General features: G+C 62.3%; 15 protein-coding genes. 9 read left to right on the forward strand and 6 right to left on the reverse strand.

The genetic code is table 11. The features are described from left to right. The first annotated feature begins 245 nt into the window (after window positions 1-245). Together glnL and ntrC are read left to right on the forward strand one after the other, a co-directional pair. The gene (gene glnL, locus JKP78_RS07475; RefSeq protein WP_170033284.1) at window positions 246-1331 is read left to right on the forward strand and encodes a nitrogen regulation protein NR(II); all 1086 of its coding nucleotides are present in this window, start codon (window positions 246-248) and stop codon (window positions 1329-1331) included. Beyond that, window positions 1328-2764 (forward strand): nitrogen regulation protein NR(I), encoded by a 1437-nt coding sequence (ntrC, locus tag JKP78_RS07480; protein WP_186684303.1) that lies wholly within the window; start codon window positions 1328-1330, stop codon window positions 2762-2764. Before glnL ends, ntrC begins: the two co-directional genes overlap by 4 nt. Before the next feature lie 383 nt (window positions 2765-3147). Here ntrC and JKP78_RS07485 read toward each other — a convergent pair whose 3' ends face one another. Then, window positions 3148-3585 (reverse strand): hypothetical protein, encoded by a 438-nt coding sequence (locus JKP78_RS07485; protein WP_186684301.1) that lies wholly within the window; start codon window positions 3583-3585, stop codon window positions 3148-3150. On the opposite strand from JKP78_RS07485, the gene trmL reads away from it, so the two are divergent. Further along, window positions 3584-4045, forward strand: coding sequence for a tRNA (uridine(34)/cytosine(34)/5-carboxymethylaminomethyluridine(34)-2'-O)-methyltransferase TrmL (trmL, locus tag JKP78_RS07490; protein ID WP_170033290.1), 462 nt, complete (start codon window positions 3584-3586; stop codon window positions 4043-4045). The genes JKP78_RS07485 and trmL overlap by 2 nt on opposite strands. Before the next feature lie 164 nt (window positions 4046-4209). Here the strand turns inward: trmL and secB are convergent, their stop codons facing one another. Genes secB through JKP78_RS07505 form a run of 3 tightly spaced genes read right to left on the reverse strand, consistent with a single transcriptional unit; the run spans window position 4210 to window position 5404 of the window. Continuing rightward, a complete protein-coding gene (gene secB, locus JKP78_RS07495; protein WP_170033292.1) occupies window positions 4210-4695 on the reverse strand; it encodes a protein-export chaperone SecB in 486 nt (161 codons plus the stop codon). Between the two features lie 39 nt (window positions 4696-4734). Next, a complete protein-coding gene (gene grxC, locus JKP78_RS07500) occupies window positions 4735-4989 on the reverse strand; it encodes a glutaredoxin 3 (RefSeq protein WP_003249204.1) in 255 nt (84 codons plus the stop codon). A gap of 1 nt (window position 4990) precedes the next feature. Then, a complete protein-coding gene (locus tag JKP78_RS07505) occupies window positions 4991-5404 on the reverse strand; it encodes a rhodanese-like domain-containing protein (protein WP_170033294.1) in 414 nt (137 codons plus the stop codon). Window positions 5405-5608: 204 nt separating this feature from the next. Here JKP78_RS07505 and gpmI point away from each other — a divergent pair, with 204 nt between their 5' ends. The 6 genes from gpmI to JKP78_RS07535 all read left to right on the forward strand — a co-directional run bounded on the left by gpmI (window position 5609) and on the right by JKP78_RS07535 (window position 12240). Then, window positions 5609-7144 (forward strand): 2,3-bisphosphoglycerate-independent phosphoglycerate mutase, encoded by a 1536-nt coding sequence (gene gpmI / locus JKP78_RS07510; protein ID WP_186684298.1) that lies wholly within the window; start codon window positions 5609-5611, stop codon window positions 7142-7144. A gap of 140 nt (window positions 7145-7284) precedes the next feature. After that, window positions 7285-8589, forward strand: coding sequence for a murein hydrolase activator EnvC family protein (locus tag JKP78_RS07515; protein WP_200626436.1), 1305 nt, complete (start codon window positions 7285-7287; stop codon window positions 8587-8589). Window positions 8590-8667: 78 nt separating this feature from the next. Then, entirely contained in the window at window positions 8668-9984 is a 1317-nt protein-coding gene (locus JKP78_RS07520) for a S41 family peptidase (RefSeq protein WP_200626438.1), read from the forward strand. A gap of 8 nt (window positions 9985-9992) precedes the next feature. Then, complete coding sequence (locus tag JKP78_RS07525; protein ID WP_186684292.1) at window positions 9993-10760, forward strand: divergent polysaccharide deacetylase family protein; 768 nt, start codon at window positions 9993-9995, stop codon at window positions 10758-10760. 78 nt (window positions 10761-10838) lie between these two features. Beyond that, window positions 10839-11441: a trypsin-like peptidase domain-containing protein gene (locus JKP78_RS07530; RefSeq protein ID WP_186684290.1), complete on the forward strand. Its 603-nt coding sequence runs from the start codon at window positions 10839-10841 to the stop codon at window positions 11439-11441. A gap of 43 nt (window positions 11442-11484) precedes the next feature. Further along, window positions 11485-12240 (forward strand): hypothetical protein, encoded by a 756-nt coding sequence (locus tag JKP78_RS07535; RefSeq protein WP_200626440.1) that lies wholly within the window; start codon window positions 11485-11487, stop codon window positions 12238-12240. Window positions 12241-12316: 76 nt separating this feature from the next. Here JKP78_RS07535 and JKP78_RS07540 read toward each other — a convergent pair whose 3' ends face one another. Beyond that, complete coding sequence (locus JKP78_RS07540; RefSeq protein ID WP_200626442.1) at window positions 12317-16966, reverse strand: hypothetical protein; 4650 nt, start codon at window positions 16964-16966, stop codon at window positions 12317-12319. 122 nt (window positions 16967-17088) lie between these two features. After that, complete coding sequence (locus JKP78_RS07545) at window positions 17089-19035, reverse strand: BCCT family transporter (protein WP_225931987.1); 1947 nt, start codon at window positions 19033-19035, stop codon at window positions 17089-17091. Window positions 19036-19042 lie beyond the last annotated feature (7 nt).

A 19042-nucleotide genomic window follows, 5' to 3' on the forward strand; every position in this document is an offset into this window, starting at 1 on the left:
TTGGTGCACTCTGCGGACTGATGCCCCTGAGTGCACCCCAAAAAAGGTCACAAGAAACGTTACCCCAGAACATTCTGGTGCAGATTTACGCCATTTCTGGCCTTTCTCGGCTAAATCCGCTTCTTTTCGGAGCCTTGGTTTGTTTCTTGCATTTTCTGCAGGGAGACTGGAACCAGCGGATTCACTGCGCGGCCAATCATGCCCGCCCCTGCCAGACAAGCGCCAAAAGAGGTCAACGACACCTTATGACCATCAGCGATGCACAGCACCGTCTGCTTCTGGACAACCTGACCACCGCCACGCTCCTGCTCAACGCCGAGCTGTGCCTGGAATACATGAACCCGGCTGCGGAGATGCTGCTGGCGGTCAGTGGGCAGCGCAGCCATGGACAGTTCATCAGCGAGCTGTTCACCGAATCGAGCGAGGCTCTCAGCTCGCTGCGCCAGGCAGTCGAGCAGGCGCACCCGTTCACCAAGCGCGAAGCGCAGCTCACTTCGCTGACCGGGCAGACCATCACCGTCGACTACGCGGTAACGCCGATCCTGCACCTGGGCCAGACCTTGCTGCTGCTCGAAGTGCACCCGCGTGACCGGCTGCTGCGCATCACCAAGGAAGAGGCCCAGCTGAGCAAGCAGGAAACCACCAAGATGCTGGTGCGCGGCCTCGCCCACGAAATCAAGAACCCTCTCGGCGGTATTCGCGGCGCCGCCCAGCTGCTGGCGCGCGAATTGCCCGAGGAAGGCCTGCGTGACTACACCAACGTGATCATCGAGGAGGCCGACCGCCTGCGTAACCTGGTCGACCGCATGCTCGGTTCGAACAAGCTGCCGTCGCTGGCCATGACCAACATCCACGAAGTGCTGGAACGGGTCTGCAGCCTGGTCGAGGCGGAAAGCCAGGGCTGCATCGCCTTGGTGCGCGACTACGACCCCAGCCTGCCGGACGTACTGATCGACCGAGAGCAGATGATCCAGGCCGTACTTAACATCGTGCGCAACGCCATGCAGGCCATCAGTTCGCAGAACGAGCTGCGCCTCGGCCGCATCACCCTGCGCAGCCGAGCCCTGCGCCAGTTCACCATCGGCCACGTGCGCCATCGCCTGGTAGCACGCGTGGAAATCATTGATAACGGTCCCGGCATCCCGCCGGAACTGCAGGACACCCTTTTCTACCCCATGGTCAGCGGCCGCCCGGACGGTACCGGGCTGGGCCTGGCCATTACCCAGAACATCATCAGCCAGCACCAGGGCCTGATCGAGTGTGAAAGCCATGCAGGCCACACCGCCTTTTCGATCTACCTGCCTCTGGAACAAGGAGCCACCGCCTCATGAGCCGAAGTGAAACCGTATGGATCGTCGACGATGATCGCTCCATCCGCTGGGTCCTGGAAAAAGCCCTGCAACAGGAAGGCATGACCACCCAGAGCTTCGACAGCGCTGACGGCGTGATGGGCCGCCTGGCACGCCAGCAACCGGACGTGATCATTTCCGATATCCGCATGCCCGGCACCAGCGGCCTGGACCTGTTGGCGCAGATCCGCGAACAGCATCCGCGCCTGCCAGTCATCATCATGACCGCCCATTCCGACCTCGACAGCGCCGTGGCGTCGTACCAGGGCGGCGCCTTCGAGTACCTGCCCAAGCCATTCGACGTCGACGAAGCGGTCTCGCTGGTGAAACGCGCCAATCAGCACGCCCAGGAACAACAAGGGCTGGACGTGCCGCAGAACCTTGCGCGCACGCCGGAAATCATCGGTGAAGCACCGGCGATGCAGGAGGTGTTCCGCGCCATTGGCCGCCTCAGCCACTCCAACATCACCGTGCTGATCAACGGCGAGTCCGGTACCGGCAAGGAGCTGGTGGCGCATGCCCTGCACCGCCACAGCCCGCGCGCGGCTGCACCGTTCATTGCCCTGAACATGGCCGCCATCCCCAAGGACCTGATGGAGTCGGAACTGTTCGGCCATGAGAAAGGGGCCTTCACCGGCGCAGCCAACCTGCGCCGCGGCCGCTTCGAGCAGGCCGATGGCGGCACGCTGTTCCTCGACGAGATCGGCGACATGCCCGCCGACACCCAGACCCGCCTGCTGCGGGTCCTCGCCGATGGCGAGTTCTACCGCGTGGGCGGCCACGTGCCGGTCAAGGTCGACGTGCGCATCATCGCCGCCACCCACCAGAACCTGGAGTCGCTGGTGCAGGCCGGCAAGTTCCGTGAGGACTTGTTCCACCGCCTGAACGTGATCCGCATCCACATCCCGCGGCTGGCCGACCGGCGCGAAGACATCCCGGCCCTGGCCCGTCACTTCCTGGCCCGTGCCGCCCAGGAACTGGCGGTCGAGCCGAAGATCCTGAAGCCGGAAACCGAAGAATTCATTCGCAATCTGCCGTGGCCGGGCAACGTGCGCCAGATGGAGAACACCTGCCGCTGGATCACGGTGATGGCCTCCAGCCGCGAGGTGCTGATCGGCGACCTGCCGCCCGAGCTGCTGAACCTGCCGCAGGATGCTGCACCGGTCACCAACTGGGAGCAGGCGCTACGCCAGTGGGCCGACCAGGCGCTGACCCGTGGCCAGTCGAACCTGCTCGACAGCGCCGTGCCAAGCTTCGAGCGGATCATGATCGAGACGGCGCTCAAGCACACTGCTGGCCGTCGGCGCGATGCAGCACTGTTGCTGGGTTGGGGACGCAACACCCTGACGCGCAAGATCAAGGAACTGGGGATGAATGTGGCCGGGGGCGATGATGAGGAAGGTGACGAGCACTGAGTTCCAGGTAAAACCATAGTTCTTTGGGGCTGCTGCGCAGCCCATCGCGACACAAGGCCGCTCCTACAGGAGAATGCGATCCCCTGTAGGAGCGGCCTTGTGTCGCGATGGGCCGCAAAGCGGCCCCAAACATTTCAGCCCTTCGATGCACCGATCCTGTGCCCGATGCACCTCACTAAGGCACAAATCCCCTCAAAAAACGGCCAATTCACCCTGAAAGCCCAGATTCACGGGCTTTTCAAAACTGGCACGCCCCCTGCAATAAACAATACATATCCAGTTTCGGGGGCCCTGGTACAGGCAGGCCGGGTAAACCCCTCTTTTATTCGCAGCAGCACCCGTTTTGGGGACCTCGGTACAGGCAGGCCGGGAAATCCCCTCTTTTATTCGTGCAGTTTCACCTGCACCCGCCAGCGCCCAGCGTCCTCTGCACCGGCCCATTCGCCGTGCAGGGGGCGCGCGGCGACCACCGTCAGCAGCAAGCCTTCCTTGCGCCTCTGCAGCTTCCAGCTCACCGGTTTGCCTTGCAGGCTCAATTGCCCCTGCTGGCCCTTGCCCTGAGCCTGGAACAGCAACGCCACCGTACCCTCCACATTCTCCCCGTGCAGCTGGGGCTCGGCGTTGAACCACAGCTCCAGGCCATCCTGCACCACCTGCACCTGCTGCAGTTCGCGTTCCTCGGGCGTGGTCAGGCGGCCGATCATCAGCCCGACCATCAAGCCGACGATCGCCAGCGACAGCATCACCCGCGGCAACGCCTTCGAACGCACGTCCGGTTCAGGGGTAGAATGCCCGTCATCTTCACGCTTGGAGCCGTGCATGTTTCACGTCATCCTTTTTCAACCAGAAATTCCGCCGAATACCGGCAACATCATTCGCCTGTGCGCCAACAGCGGCTGCGACCTGCACCTGATCGAGCCCATCAGCTTCGAACTGGATGACAAGCGCCTGCGACGCGCAGGGCTGGATTACCACGAGTATGCCACGCTCAAGCGCCACGAGAGCCTGGCCGGATGCCTGGAAAGCCTCGGTAACCCACGGCTGTTCGCGTTCACCACCAAGGGCTCGCGGCCGTTCCACGAAGTGGCTTACCAGCCGGGCGATGCCTTCCTGTTCGGGCCGGAGAGCCGAGGCCTGCCAGCCGAGGTGCTGGACAGCCTGCCGGGCGAACAGCGCCTGCGCCTGCCGATGCGGCCAGGCTGCCGTAGCCTGAACCTGTCCAATACCGTGGCGGTGACGGTGTACGAGGCATGGCGGCAGAACGGGTTCGCCGGGAGCTGATCTTGCGCCCGCACCGGCCTTTTCGCGGGCATGCCCGCTCCCACAGGTACAGCGCGGCACTTGAAAGCGGCGCCCTACCTGTGGGGGCGGGCGCGCCCGCGAAAAGGGCCGGCACAGGCAACAAAAAAGCGCCCCGAGAGGCGCTTTCCTGATACCGGCAGCTATTACTGCATGGTCGGCGCTTCGCCGGCTTCCTGCATGCGCTGCATTTCCTGCGCATACAGGGCGTCGAAGTTGACCGGCGACAGCATCAGGGCCGGGAACGAACCGCGGGTCACCAGGCTGTCCAGCGTCTCACGGGCATACGGGAACAGGATGTTCGGGCAGAACGCGCCCAGGGTGTGGCTCATCGAAGCCGCATCCAGGTTCTTGATCAGGAAGATACCGGCCTGCTGCACTTCAGCGATGAAGGCGACCTCTTCACCGTTTTTCACGGTAACCGACAGGGTCAGCACCACCTCGTGGAAGTCGCCTTCCAGGGCCTTCTGCTTGGTGTTCAGGTCCAGGGCTACGCTCGGCTCCCAGGACTGGCGGAAGATCTGCGGGCTTTTCGGGGCCTCGAACGACAGATCGCGCACATAGATGCGCTGCATGGAGAACTGAGGGCTGTTGTCTTCTGCAGCAGCGCCGTTGGTCTGTTGGTCAGTCATGGCAGGTCCTTATCCTAATGTTTTTGAATGCTGGGCAAATCAGGCCGCCAGCAGCGCGTCGAGCTTGCCGGCGCGCTCCAGGGCATAGAGGTCATCGCATCCACCGACATGGGTGCTGCCGATCCAGATCTGCGGCACCGATGTGCGGCCGGCCTTCTGGCTCATCTCGGCACGAACCTGTGGCTTGCCGTCGACCTTGATTTCCTCGAAGGCCACGCCCTTGCTCTCGAGCAGGTACTTGGCACGCATGCAGTAGGGGCAGTAGTCGCTGGAGTAGACGATGACGGGCTTCATATCACTTCACCAGTGGCAGGTTATCGGCTTTCCAGCTGGAAACGCCACCGCTCAGCTTGGCGGCGGTGTAGCCAGCCTTGAGCAGCTCGCTGCAGATAGCACCCGACTGCTGGCCCATTGCGTCGACGACGATCAGGGTCTTTGCCTTGTGTTTTTCCAGCTCGCTCAGACGGTTGACCACTTTGTCCTGCGGAATGTTGATCGCGCCGACGATATGACCTGCGGCGTATTCCTTGGACGGGCGGATGTCGAGGACCAGGCCCTTGTCAGCATTGACCAGAGCGGTCAGCTGGCCATTGCTCAAGCTCTGGCCGCCACGACGGATTTCATTGAGCAGCAGCAGGACCAGCAGAACAACGAAGATCGCAACCAGGATGTAGTGATCTGTCGCGAATTGAATCAGGTGAGCAACCATCAGCGGTGTTCCAGGCGATTGAAAATGCCGGCCAGTATACACAGCCCCTTAGTGCCACCAAAGCCCGACGGGCCGGCGGCAAAACCTTCTGCACCTCACCACCCCTGGGCACGCCGGTCGGCGGATGGGACGAATATTCGCCGCCCGTGGCGTATTTGCCCTAAAATGCGTGTCTTTATCATCTTTGAACAACCGTGAGTTTGATTGATGAGTACGCCCAAACCTCTGGTCCTGATCATCCTGGATGGCTTCGGCCACAGCGAAAGCCCCGAATACAATGCCATCTACGCCGCCAACACACCGGTCTATGACCGCCTGCGCGCCAGCCAGCCGCATGGCCTCATTTCCGGCTCGGGCATGGATGTCGGCCTGCCGGACGGGCAGATGGGCAACTCCGAAGTCGGCCACATGAACCTTGGCGCCGGGCGCGTCGTCTACCAGGACTTCACCCGGGTGACCAAGGCCATCCGCGACGGCGAGTTCTTCGAAAACCCAGTGCTGACCGCTGCGGTGGACAAGGCAGCCAGTGCCGGCAAGGCCGTGCACATTCTCGGCCTGCTGTCCGACGGCGGCGTGCACAGCCACCAGGACCACCTGGTAGCAATGGCCGAGCTGGCTGCGCAACGGGGCGCCGAAAAGATCTACCTTCACGCCTTCCTCGATGGCCGCGACACGCCACCACGCAGCGCGCAGTCGTCCATCGAACTGCTCGATGCCACCTTCGCCAGGCTGGGCAAGGGCCGCATCGCCAGCCTGATCGGCCGTTACTACGCGATGGACCGCGACAACCGCTGGGACCGCGTCAGCGCCGCCTACAACCTGATCGTCGACAGCGCTGCCGAGTACACCGCCGACACCGCCCTGGCAGGCCTGGAAGCGGCCTACGCCCGTGACGAGAGCGACGAGTTCGTGAAAGCCACGCGCATCGGCGCAGCGGTCAAGGTTGAAGATGGCGATGCCGTGGTGTTCATGAACTTCCGTGCCGACCGTGCCCGCGAGCTGTCGCGGGTGTTCGTCGAAGCCGACTTCAACGAATTCCCGCGCGCCCGCCTGCCCAAGCTGGCAGCCTACATCGGCCTCACCCAGTACTCGGCGAAAATCCCGGCGCCTGCCGCCTTTGCTCCGGCCAGCCTGAACAACGTGCTGGGCGAGTACCTGGCGAAAAACGGCAAGACCCAGCTGCGCATTGCCGAAACCGAGAAGTATGCGCACGTGACCTTCTTCTTCTCCGGTGGCCGCGAAGAGCCGTTCGAAGGCGAAGAGCGCATCCTGATCCCGTCGCCGAAAGTCGCCACCTACGACCTGCAGCCAGAAATGAGCGCGCCGGAGGTGACCGACCGCATCGTCGAAGCCATCGAGCAGCAACGCTATGACGTGATCGTGGTCAACTACGCCAACGGCGACATGGTTGGCCACACGGGCGTATTCGAGGCGGCAGTGAAGGCTGTCGAGGCCCTGGATGGCTGCGTCGGCCGCATCGTCGACGCGCTGGACAAGGTGGGCGGCGAAGCGCTGATCACCGCCGACCACGGCAACGTCGAGCAGATGGAAGACGAAAGCACCGGCCAGGCGCACACCGCGCACACCACCGAGCCGGTGCCGTTCATCTATGTCGGCAAGCGCAACCTGAAAGTCCGTGAAGGCGGCGTGTTGGCCGACGTGGCGCCGACCATGCTGAAGCTGCTGGGGCTGGAAAAACCGGCGGAAATGACCGGTACGTCAATCCTGGTCGACGCCTGATTCTGTGCAGGGGCCGCGTTGCGGCCCTGTTTCCACATGAATTCCAGACAAACGCCTCCCTGCATCCGCAGCGAGGCGTTTTTTTTGCACGCCCAGGCGGGCATACTAGGCCAGTCTCCATCCTTGGTACGCCAAACCCCATGCTTCGCGCCCTGATCCTCCTAGCCCTGTCTTGCCTGCTCGGTCCGGCATTCGCCGATGAGCGTGCGCAGACCCAGCAACAACTGGATGCCACCCGCCAGGATATTGCCGAGCTCAAGAAGACGCTGAGCAAGCTCCAGGAAGAAAAGGCCGGTGTGCAGAAGGACCTCAAAGCCACCGAGACCGATATTGGCAACCTCGAAAAGCAGGTGGAGGCGCTGCAGCAAGAACTAAAAAAGACCGAGGGCGAGCTGGAGCGCCTTGATACCGAGAAAAAAAAACTCCAGAGCGCCCGCGTTGAACAACAGCGACTGATCGCCATCCAGGCCCGTTCGGCCTACCAGAACGGCCGCGAGGAATACCTCAAGCTGCTGCTCAACCAGCAGAATCCCGAGAAGTTCGCCCGCACCCTCACCTACTACGATTACCTGAGCAAGGCGCGCCTGGAGCAACTGCGCACCTTCAACGAGACCTTGCGCCAGCTGGCCAACGTGGAGAAGGACATTGCCACCCAGCAGGAACAGCTGCTGGCCCAGCGCGCCGACCTCGACAGCCGCCGCCAGGCCCTGGAAGCCGAGCGTGGCAAACGCCAGCAGGTACTGGCCAAGCTCAACAGTGACATGAAGGACCGCGACCAGAAGCTGCAGGCGCGCGAGCAGGACCAGGCCGACCTGGCCAAAGTGCTCAAGACCATCGAGGAAACCCTGGCACGCCAGGCCCGCGAGGCCGAAGAGGCGCGCCAGAAAGCCTTGCTGGCCCAGCAGGAGGCTGAAAAACGCCGCCAGCAAGAGGCCCTGGCTGCGGCCGCCGCCCGCGAGCAAGACAGCGACCCCGCAGAGCCACCGAAAAAGGCCCGTACCACCCTGGGCCCGATGGTTTCCAGCGACGGCGCGAGCTACGGCGGCGCATTTTCTGCCGCGCGCGGAAAACTTCCCTGGCCAGTCAATGGTCGATTACTGGCACGCTTCGGTGATGCCCGCGGCAACGATGCCCGTGCCAAGTGGGATGGGGTAATGATCAGCGCCAGCCCGGGCACCCAGGTACGTGCCGTGCACGGCGGGCGTGTCGTGTTCGCCGACTGGTTGCGCGGTGCCGGGCTTCTGGTCATTCTCGACCATGGCAACGGTTACCTGAGCCTGTATGGGCATAACCAGAGCCTGCTCAAGAGCGCCGGTGATATCGTCAAGGCCGGCGAAGCCATTTCCACCGTTGGCGACAGCGGCGGCCAGGACGCTGCCGGCTTGTATTTCGCCATTCGCCAGCAGGGCCGGCCTACCGACCCTTCGCAATGGTGCCGGGGCTAGTCAAATTTCTACGGCGTAGCCCATGAGCCACGCCGATGCTCCCCAGGGAGCGCCTACAGGATCAGGAGTTCGTTCGACATGCTGCACTCGCCTCGTCTCACCCAGCTGGCCCTGTCCATCGCCTTGGCGGTGGGCGCGCCCCTGGCTACTGCCGCAGAGCCGGCCAAGCCGGCAGCGGTACCGGCCACCGCGGTGACCGCCAAGGCCCCCCTGCCGCTCGAGGAGCTGCGTACCTTCGCCGAGGTCATGGACCGCATCAAGGCGGCCTACGTGGAGCCGGTGGACGACAAGACCCTGCTGGAAAACGCGATCAAGGGCATGCTCAGCAACCTCGACCCGCACTCGGCCTACCTCGGCCCCGAGGACTTCCAGGAGCTGCAGGAAAGCACCAGCGGCGAGTTCGGCGGGCTGGGCATCGAAGTGGGCCAGGAAGACGGCTTCATCAAGGTGGTCTCGCCCATCGATGACACCCCGGCCTCGCGTGCCGGCGTGCAGGCAGGTGACCTGATCGTCAAGATCAATGGCGCCCCGACCCGGGGCCAGACCATGACCGAGGCGGTCGACAAGATGCGCGGCAAGGTCGGTGAAAAGATCACCCTGACCCTGGTGCGGGATGGCGGCACCCCCTTCGACGTAACCCTTGCCCGCGCTGTCATCCAGGTCAAGAGCGTGAAGAGCCAGCTGCTGGAGAACGACTACGGCTACATTCGCATCACCCAGTTCCAGGTCAAGACCGGCGACGAAGTGGGCAAGGCCCTGGCCAAGCTGCGCAAGGACAACGGCAAGAAGCTGCGCGGTGTGGTGCTGGACCTGCGCAACAACCCCGGTGGCGTGCTGCAGTCGGCGGTGGAAGTGGCCGACCACTTCCTGACCAAGGGCCTGATCGTCTACACCAAGGGCCGCATCGCCAACTCCGAGCTGCGCTTCTCGGCCGACCCGGCCGACGCCAGCGAAGGCGTACCATTGGTAGTGCTGATCAACGGCGGCAGCGCCTCGGCCTCGGAAATCGTCGCCGGCGCCCTGCAAGACCAGAAACGCGCGGTGCTGATGGGTACCGACAGCTTCGGCAAAGGCTCGGTGCAGACCGTGCTGCCGCTGGCCAACGACCGTGCCCTGAAGCTGACCACTGCGCTGTACTTCACCCCCAATGGCCGCTCGATCCAGGCCCAGGGCATCGTCCCCGACATCGAAGTACGCCCGGCCAAGCTCACCGCCGAAGCCGACACCGACAACTTCAAGGAAGCCGACCTGCAGGGCCACCTGGGCAACGGCAATGGCGGCGCCGACCGCCCGACCGGCAGCGGCAAGCGCAAGGAGCGCCCACAGGATGACGACTTCCAGCTGAGCCAGGCCTTGAGCCTGCTCAAGGGCCTGAATATCACCAAGGGCGAATGATCCACCCCATGCGTTATCTGCTGTGTCTGTTGTTCTGCCTGTTGGCCGGGGTCGCGCACGCGGCACCGACCGGCAAGGCCTACATGAGCATCATCATCGACGACCTGGGCCAGAACCCCGAACGCGACAGCCGCACCCTGGCCTTGCCGGGGCCGGTGACCATGGCGATCATGCCCGACACCCCACACGCCACAGACTTCGCCCGCCAGGCACACAAGGCCGGCAAGACGGTCATCCTGCACATGCCCATGGACCCGGCCAACGGGCCCTATGCCTGGCACCCCGGCGCCCCCATCGAAGAGCTGGCGCGGCGCCTGGACAGCGCGTTGCTCAAGGTGCCCTACGCCGCCGGCATCAACAACCACATGGGCAGCCGCATGACGGCCCAGCGCGAAGCCATGGCCTGGCTGATGGGCGAGCTGCAGCGGCGCCACCTGTTCTTCGTCGACAGCCGCACCAGTGCCGCTACGGTGGCCGCTGCCGAAGCACAGGCGCAGGGGCTGGCGCATGTCTCGCGGGATGTGTTTCTCGACGACGTGCGCACCACCGAGGCCATTGCCGGGCAGTTTCAACAAGGTATAGCCCTGGCACACAAACAAGGCTCGGCAGTGTTGATTGGCCACCCTTACCCGCAAACGCTCGAAGTGCTGGCACGCGAACTGCCCCGCTTGAAAAGCCAGGGAGTCATTCTGCTCAGCCTGCCGCAGATGATTGCCGAGCGCAGCAATCAAGCCATGCCAGCGCATGGCAGGCATGGCCGCTACAGCAACCGCTGAGCGGGTTCTTCACCTATGTACCGCCACCTTCCCCGATAGCGCCTGCACGCTTCGACCTCCATTCCAAGGAGGTACGACATGCAACTCCCCTCAATCCTGGCGACACTGGCCTTAGCGCTATTCGGCAATCTGGCTGGCGCCGATGACACTGCCAGCACGCTCGCCGAACCGGCAACCTTGTACAACAGTAATGGGCAAAGCGCCCAATGGACCGGTGTTGGTCGGCTGGTTTCCCAGAACAAGCATTGCATCGGCACATTGCTGGACAGCAGCGATGCCGCTACCGACCCGGCTGCACCGGCCTATGTATTGACCGCTGGCCACTGCGTTGGCGGCATCAATGGCAAGGTCCTCGTGGACCGGCCGATTAACGGCAGTATCAGCTTCAATTATTTTGTCGATACGCAAGACCAGCGTCACACCGTGCCCCTGAAGCGCACGATATGGAACAGCTTGCAAGGTGCCGACCTGGCGCTTCTGGAGCTCGATGCCAAGCTCGAGGAGCTGCGGACGCTGGGAATTACACCACTCAAACCAGGCCCATCCCCGGCTCCGGGGAGCGCAGTCCTGGTAGTCGGCGAGCCAAGTTCGATCGGCAAAGGCCTGCGCCTGTCCACCTGTACAGAGCGTTTCCAGGGCACATCCAGCGTCGGTAGCGGTGTGGCGCAATGCCAGGCGTAATGATTGCCAGGGCCTGGCTGAAGGAGCATCCGGGAGCCCGGTCGTGGACCGCAGGAGCAATCGCCTGGTCGGTATCGCCAACAGCCTGCATGACAATGAGGTCGGTGCTATTCCGGTCCAACGCCTACATGGCTGTTTCAGTGCAGGTCGTGTGGACCTTGAGCTAGAGGGTTGCCAATTACTGCCGGGCTTTCAGCTCGAGCCGCAGGGCAACAGCTTCAGGAAGCTGACCAAAGCCCGAAGCCAGGCTGATGGTTCCCTTGAGCCTGCACGCTGGGGCTTCCAGTTCCTGATCGATACACCACGCTACCGCTACAAAACCAGCACCGACGCACTTGCCTGCGAAGATCCGGTTGGCTACAGCGGCACCCTTACTTCAAGCGAAGCCATGATCAACGACCCGATCGGCCCCGAGCCCGGTGTTCACTACCTGTGCCTGATCGGCGTACAGGCGCCAGAGCAATTACCTTCTCGTGCGCTCATGGCCAATAGCCTGAGCATCAAAGTGGAACTGCTACCACCTGGCAAACCCCTGGCTCAGGTGATGATCGGACACTTGCCTGACGGTGGCGCCCGGATCAGTTGGTTGCGCGATCCTGATGTCGTGTTCTACCGGGTAAAGCGTGGCACACCAGAAACGACAGACTGCCACGATCCGTCAGGCTATCGCCTATTGCGCACACTAAGCCGTGATATCCCGGGTTCGGCCTTGCCCTTGAAGCTATGCAGCGTCGCCATCGATGTGATTGGGCAGAGTTCTGAATTCCGTACTGACCTGATTCAGGCTGCGGCACCGTAGCAGGCCGACGCGCCTGCCGTACCCAGGCATGATTGTCAGGTACGGCAGGCGGGCTCCCGTCTTGTTACTGGGCCGGTCAGAACGGAATGATGCCCCGGGCTTGCTCCAGCGTCAGCTTGCCACGGTGGAGCCGTTGCCCTGCGCTTGCAGCGAGGCGGCTGCTCATGCGACGTTGGCTCCAGGTCTTGAGGTGGCCGGTAACGAAATCCTCGGCGAAGTCGTCAGGCGAGCGGAAATGGAAATGCGCAGCCCACAGATTTCGCTTGCTTGGCAGGCGCAGCACCCGATACTCGTCAAACGCACTACCATCCTGCATGGTTCGCCGCTCGTTGTATTCGACCGCGATCAGCTTCTTTTCGTGCAGGAAACGCAAGGCTTCAGCGGAGGGATAATTGGTGTCGGTATAAAGGGTGGTCAGCTGGAGCTCTTTCTCCGCAGCCAAAGCATCCGACTCTCGCTCCAGGGTCCTGAGCAGCGAGTCGTTGCCGCCCGCATCACGCAGGGTGCTCGCCGCCTGATCCAGTTTGCCCAGCTGCTGGTCGAACAACCCAGCGAGCAAGGTACCCTTGATATCGTTGTCGACATACGACTTGGCCTTTACCCGCAACGCATTGTTCTCGTCCAGCAGTGACTGCACCCACATGGCCAGATCACTTGGGGGCGCTTCGTCAGCCGCCGAAGGCTGCTCAGCCTCACGCTCGCGCCACTCGCCATCTACCAGTTCGAACGTGGCCAGCACGGTATCACTGACCGCCTCACGCACCTCGAGCAGGCGCTGCCCTTGCAGCTCGATCTCGGTTCCGATCATTAGCTGGCCCTGGGCATTACGCGCTATCCGCTGCGTCGCGCTGGACGCCTTGTAGGGCGAACGCCTGGCTGGCACCTCGGGGTCATCCTGCTCTCGAGCCGCCTCGACCAGACGCCTGCCCGCATCCAGTTTGAGCTTGCCGAGATGTTCGCGGTACCGATCGATCATCGTCGGCTCGATCAACACTCCGCCTTCCTTGCGAATGCGATCGCTGTTGAGCAGCGCAGCACTGTACTCATCCCAGGCTTCCTGCAGGATGACAATCCTGTCCTGCGCCGACAAGTTGGCAAAGTCCAGCTCACCATGAGCTTCAGCGGCATTGCGCAGACTCAGGCTAGCCAGCTCGTCCCGGTAGCCGGCGAGCACGTTTTGCCCAGCCGCCCTGTCAAGATGCAATGCCAGGTCAGCCAGGTTCATTATCTGGTGGAAACGCAGCTGAACCGTGGAGAAGTTGCGTCGGGCAATCAGTTGCGCAACGGTACGCACAGGCTCACCCGCGATACCGCTAATCGTGAAATCGTCTGCAGCATCAACCAACAACTGATCGAGACCCTCGAAGCCTACGAGTATGCGCTCCTGCAGGTCGACAACCTTTTCCAGTCTGAGGCGGAACGTCTGATACAGCTCAGCGACCTCGCCGATTGGCCGCCCATTCAAGGCCTTTTGCATTTCGACCAGTTTGGGGTACTCCACCAGATCCCAAAGCTCATCGATAATGAATTCGTTATTGCGGATAAGGCTCTCCCGGGTAGATTTCTCGTATTGCGGAAGCACATCATCCCAGGCGTGCCTCTGCCGCTCGCTGGCATATTTGGGTTCTTTGATGGTCTTCAGCAGCGGGAGTATTTCCTTTTCAACGTGGACGGTGGCCTCCAACTGCTGTATCAACTGGTCCCTTTGCCGGGCGAAGGTCACCTCCAGATCAGTTATGCGTTCATCGAAGCGCTGCAGCAACGCTTGCAAACTGGCAGCTTCGTCCCCCTCCGGCAACGAAGATAGAGTTGCGGCTGTCTCGGCTCTGCGCACCTTCAAGGCTTCGAGCCTGTTCTTCGACTCCAGCGAGTTCGCGACCATACTGCCGTATTGCTCTCTCTTCTGGTTAGCCTGTTCACCTAGCTGGTTGATTGTTTTATGCAACTCAAGGAACTGCTTTGCCAGCCGATCGCGGACGGAGTTTCGTGGCATGCCAGCGGCCAGACGAAGTGTCGCGTCTACCCGCCAGACGTCATCGATAAAGCTCAGCCAGGGCCCTGGGGCTCCTTTGGAGTCGACCACCCGTACACCATCAGGAAATTGCTCTACACGGTAGACGTCACCGGCCAACGCTACGTAATAGTTGTCATCGATGCGGTACGAGCCCACCATGTCGCCGTCAATCAAGGGTTTCACGCCATTGAGCGAGACATTGGAACGCATAGCCAGCAGTGCTTGCCGCTGTGCTTGCGGCAACCAGTTGAAGCCACTCTGGCCGCGCCAGGTAAAATCAAGCCTGCTGCCGGGCAGCGCTTCGCCCACAACCACCGCCTTCTCCACTGGCGCGACGGAAACCTCGGCAAAAGCCCCGCGCTGCGGTTCAGGCCCTTCGATGACTGCCGCGCCGGGCATTTCATGGCTGGAAACTGCCGGTAACGGTTGCCTGGCATGCAACAACACCATGCACAAATTCAGCATCAGGTCGGCAACGGCAGCCGCACGGTCAAACGCATCGCCGCGCTCAAGCGCATCAAGGTCGTGTGGCAAGGAAACCAGCAGTTGCACCAGCCAGGCCACGGATGCCACCGGCCCACGCAGCACCAAGGTCACGACATCGAACAATAGCCATGCGCCCTCGCACAGGGTCTGCCAGCGGCTCTCGGCATTGGATACGGACTGCTCTTCGGCGATACTTACCAGCAGATCGCGGTTCGCCACATACAGCTTCTCGTCGATGTTGTTACGCCAATAGGTGATGGCCAGCTGGGCTGGTGCCGGGCGTGTGAGATTGACGTAGGGGTCGATGCCGATGACATTGATATGGGGTTCGCTGAAACCACCATGGTCATATACCGCTCTGACACTCGGGTCCATCCAGTCGAGAATGCTGTCCTGCAGGATCGCCGAGTCGTGCACATGTTCGAGCAAGGCCGACAGGCTGCCATATTCACGAAGTGTGTCCTGAGTGAACAAAGGGCGGTAAAGCAGTACCAGCGAGGGCTCTACGCAGTAGAGGATGTACATGCAGCGGACTTCATCCGTTTTCGAAGATGTTGCGCTGCGCTTGAACGCCAACGGAATCAACGTCATCCGCGGCGTGGTCGGGTCGACGTGACCGGCACAGAAGTCGACCACGCATTGCAGCCCAGGCTCTGTGACCTTTCCGTCAAGCTTGGCAGTGATCGCACTGGCGAGCAGAGCGGCACGCCACTCCCCACCCAACCGCCTGACCCGGTCCGCGCGAGTGACCGGATCGTCCAGCTGCGCAGCGACATAGGCTGGATAATGGCTTCCGATATCCACCCTGGTGATCAATGCCTTGGCCGACTCGGCATTCAGCCATGCCGGCACGTCCCCGCCGCTGCGCAGGTAAACCCGCTTGATGCTCGCCCCCTTGAGGGAGGCGAGGTTACCGATGGCGAACTCGGTGAGCGTCTTGCTGCCAGCGAAAGCTAGCGGCTCGCCACCGCCAGCACCTGTTGCCGCCCCTCCCGGCACCCCGCGGGCGAGGTAAAGGTCGAACATCAGCTCGTCCGGTGAGCTGTCAGCCGCGTGGTCCTCGCGGATTTGTGCAATCAGCCGCTGGCGAGTGTAATCGGTCAACGACTGAATGCCATCCAATGCCGCGATGCCGCCTGATTCCAGTTGATAAAGTGCAAGCTGCAGCAACGCGGCACTACACGCAAAGCTGTCCTGTGCGTGGCTGGCCCGCAAACCCGGAGGCGGTGGTACTGCCGGAGTTTCGTCCTGGTAGGCCTCGAACCAGGGCGAAGGATCGCTCAGCTGGGCGAAACGCTGCTCAAGGACCGAAACATCGTTGATGCCGCGATAGCGGGCTTGCTCGACTCTCTGAAGCAGCGTCTCGAGCAAGAGCGAGACCTGCTGGGCGAAAACATTGCCTTGGGCTGGATGACGTTTCCAACTCATTTGTTCGAAGACATAGGCTTGCGCCAGTTCGTCACGCAACGCAAGGCCAAACGCAGTCAACGAATCGAAGCTGCGCACCGCGCCCGAAGGCGCGCACCACAGGACAACCTCGCGCTCGTCCCACTCGCCACAAATCAGCATCTGGCATTGCATCTGAGCATACTGCAGTGAGGCACTGGTCAGATGCGTCTGGACGAAGTACACCGGGGGCTGGTCGTCACCGCCGTGAAGCAGGCCACGGATACACGCCTGCTCCTGGGGAGCCAGGCCTTGCCAGGGCAGGCCGCGCAACAGAGCGGTCTTGAGCAGCAACTGCAACCAGCTGTCGCGACTGACACCTGCATTGCCCTTGGCTCGCCAATATTCGAGCTGAGCCTCACAGAAGTGCTGCGGAAGCTGCTCCACCAGTTGATCGAGTGCAGGTGACAAGCCTGACAACTGGCGAGTATCGAACTCACTCGTCGAACCGGCAAAACGATAGGTGCTGGTCAGACCGAGGTTGTAATGACGACCATCACCCAGGGGCTCGAGGCTCAGCGGCTGCGAATCGAGCAAAGCCTGCAGTACCCGGTCCACCAGGGGTTGGGTAGTCCAATAGGTCGTGTCGGGGTCCGGGCTGTCCAGCATCAGCGGGTCAGCCGTTGTCAGGGCGGGGGTGACATGGGCCAACCATGGCAGCTCTTCCAACAACAAGCGCAGTAACTGCTCACTGGCAACCTGGCGCAGCGTCGGTCGATCATCAAACTGTCTGGCAACGGCCTGCCTGAAATCGAAGACAGGAACCTGGGAACTGGTCATGCTGGGTACCTCCGCTTTGGAAAGCGGTAGGCTGCGGCAGTCAGATCCGACATCTGCACTACATATTGCTCAAAAAAAAGGCCTTGCTCTGTCGGGCAAGGCCTTTTCTGCAATGGCCAGCGTCAGCTGTAGACACGCCCCAGCAACTGCCGGTGGCTTTCGAACTGGTCCAGCACGTCACGCACGATCTGTTCCGGCGCAAAGCCCATCAGGTCGTACTCCTGGCTGCCATCGTGCAGGTACACCTCGGCTCGATAGAAGCGCTGACGGACTTCCGGCTCGCCTTCCACCGGCGCTTCGCTCGGCGCCGCCAGGTAGCCGTCCAGGCTCACTTCGTAGACGAACGGGTTGCCCTCTTCCATCATCACCCGCAGGCCCATCATGTTGCGCGACTGGCCAACACGGGTTTCCACCTCGAAGCCCAGGGTCTGCAACTGCGCGGCGGCTTCTTTCAGCGCCGGGCTGACATGCCGGTCCATGAACCGCTGCACCACGGCCTGGGTCGGCTGCAGTTCCAGCTGGGTCAGGCGCTCGCTGAAGCCGCGGCGGCCACGGGCAGCCAGCTCGGCACGCTCCTGCTCGACCACCACGTCCTGCTTCATGGCCTTGTACAGGCCGAACATGAACAGCACCAGCACCACCGAGAACGGCAGGCCCGCCAGTACCACCATGGTCTGCATGGCCTCGAAATTGCCGGCGAACAGCAGGCCGATGGTGACCAGGGTGATGACCACCGACCAGAACACCACCATCCAGTGCGGGGCGTCTTCGTCCACCTTGCCGCCCTTGCAGGACAGGTTGGCCATCATCACCGCGCCGGAGTCGGCCGGGGTGAGGAACAGGACGAAGCCGACGAACACCGCTACACCGATCACGATCTTGGCAGCCGGGAAGTATTCCAGCAGTTGGTAGATCGACATCGACGGCTGTTCCAGCGCTGTCTTGCCCAGTTCCACCGCGCCCTGGTTGATTACCAGGTCCAGCGCCGTGTTGCCGAAGATCGACAGCCAGGCCAGGGTGAAGCCCAGCGGGATCAGCAGTACGCCCATCACCAGCTGGCGCACGGTGCGGCCCTTGGAAATACGGGCGATGAACATCCCTACGAACGGGCCCCAGGAGATCCACCAGGCCCAGTAGAACACGGTCCACAGGCCCAGCCAGCGCTCGGACTTGTCGCCCGAGCCTTCGTACACATAGAGGTCGAAGGTCTTCAGCACGATACCGTTGAGGTAGTCGCCAATGTTCTGCACGAAGCCGTTGAGCAGGTACAGGGTTTCACCACCCAGCAGCACGAAGATCAACAGGCCGCTGAACAGCATGATGTTCAGGTTGGACAGGCGGCGAATGCCGTTTTCCACACCCGAGACCGCAGCCACGGTGGCGACGCCAGCCATCACCAGGATCACCACCAGCAGGTTGGTCTTGCTGTGGTCCATGCCGAACAGGTATTCCAGGCCCGAGGCCACCTGCATCGCGCCGATGCCGAGGTTGGTCACCAGGCCCAGCAGGGTCACGAACATGCCGAAGATGTCCACGGCGTTGCCGGCGGCACCCTTGACCCAACGCTCGCCCACCAGCGGGTACAGCGCCGAACGCAGGGCCAGCGGCTGGTTGTGACGGTAGGCGAAGTAACCCACGGCCAGGCCGACCAGGGCGTAGATTGCCCAGCCATGCAGCCCCCAGTGCAGGAAGGTCAGCTGCAAGCCCTGGCGCGCGGCCTCGAGGCTGGCCGAGGTACCTTCCGGCGGGTTGAAGTAGTGGTCCAACGGCTCGGAGGCGCCAAAGTACAGCAGTGAAATGCCGATACCGGAGGAGAACAGCATGCCGGCCCAGGCGCCGTAGCTGAAGTCGGGCTCGTCGTCCTTGCCGCCAAGCTTGAGCTTGCCGTAGTCGGAGAAGGCCAGGTAGACGACGAACAGCAGGTAGCCACAGATCACCAGCATGTAGTACCAGCCAAAGGTGCGCGTCAGCCACTTCTGGGCCACGCCAAGCACCTGGCCGGCGGTTTCGGGTACAGCGATAAGCAAGGCAGTCAGAACAAGGATCATCAGCGCGGAGGTGAAGAACACCACGCGG

The sequence above is a fragment of the Pseudomonas sp. LAM2023 genome, from assembly GCF_016620375.1.
GTDB lineage: Bacteria > Pseudomonadota > Gammaproteobacteria > Pseudomonadales > Pseudomonadaceae > Aquipseudomonas > Aquipseudomonas anuradhapurensis.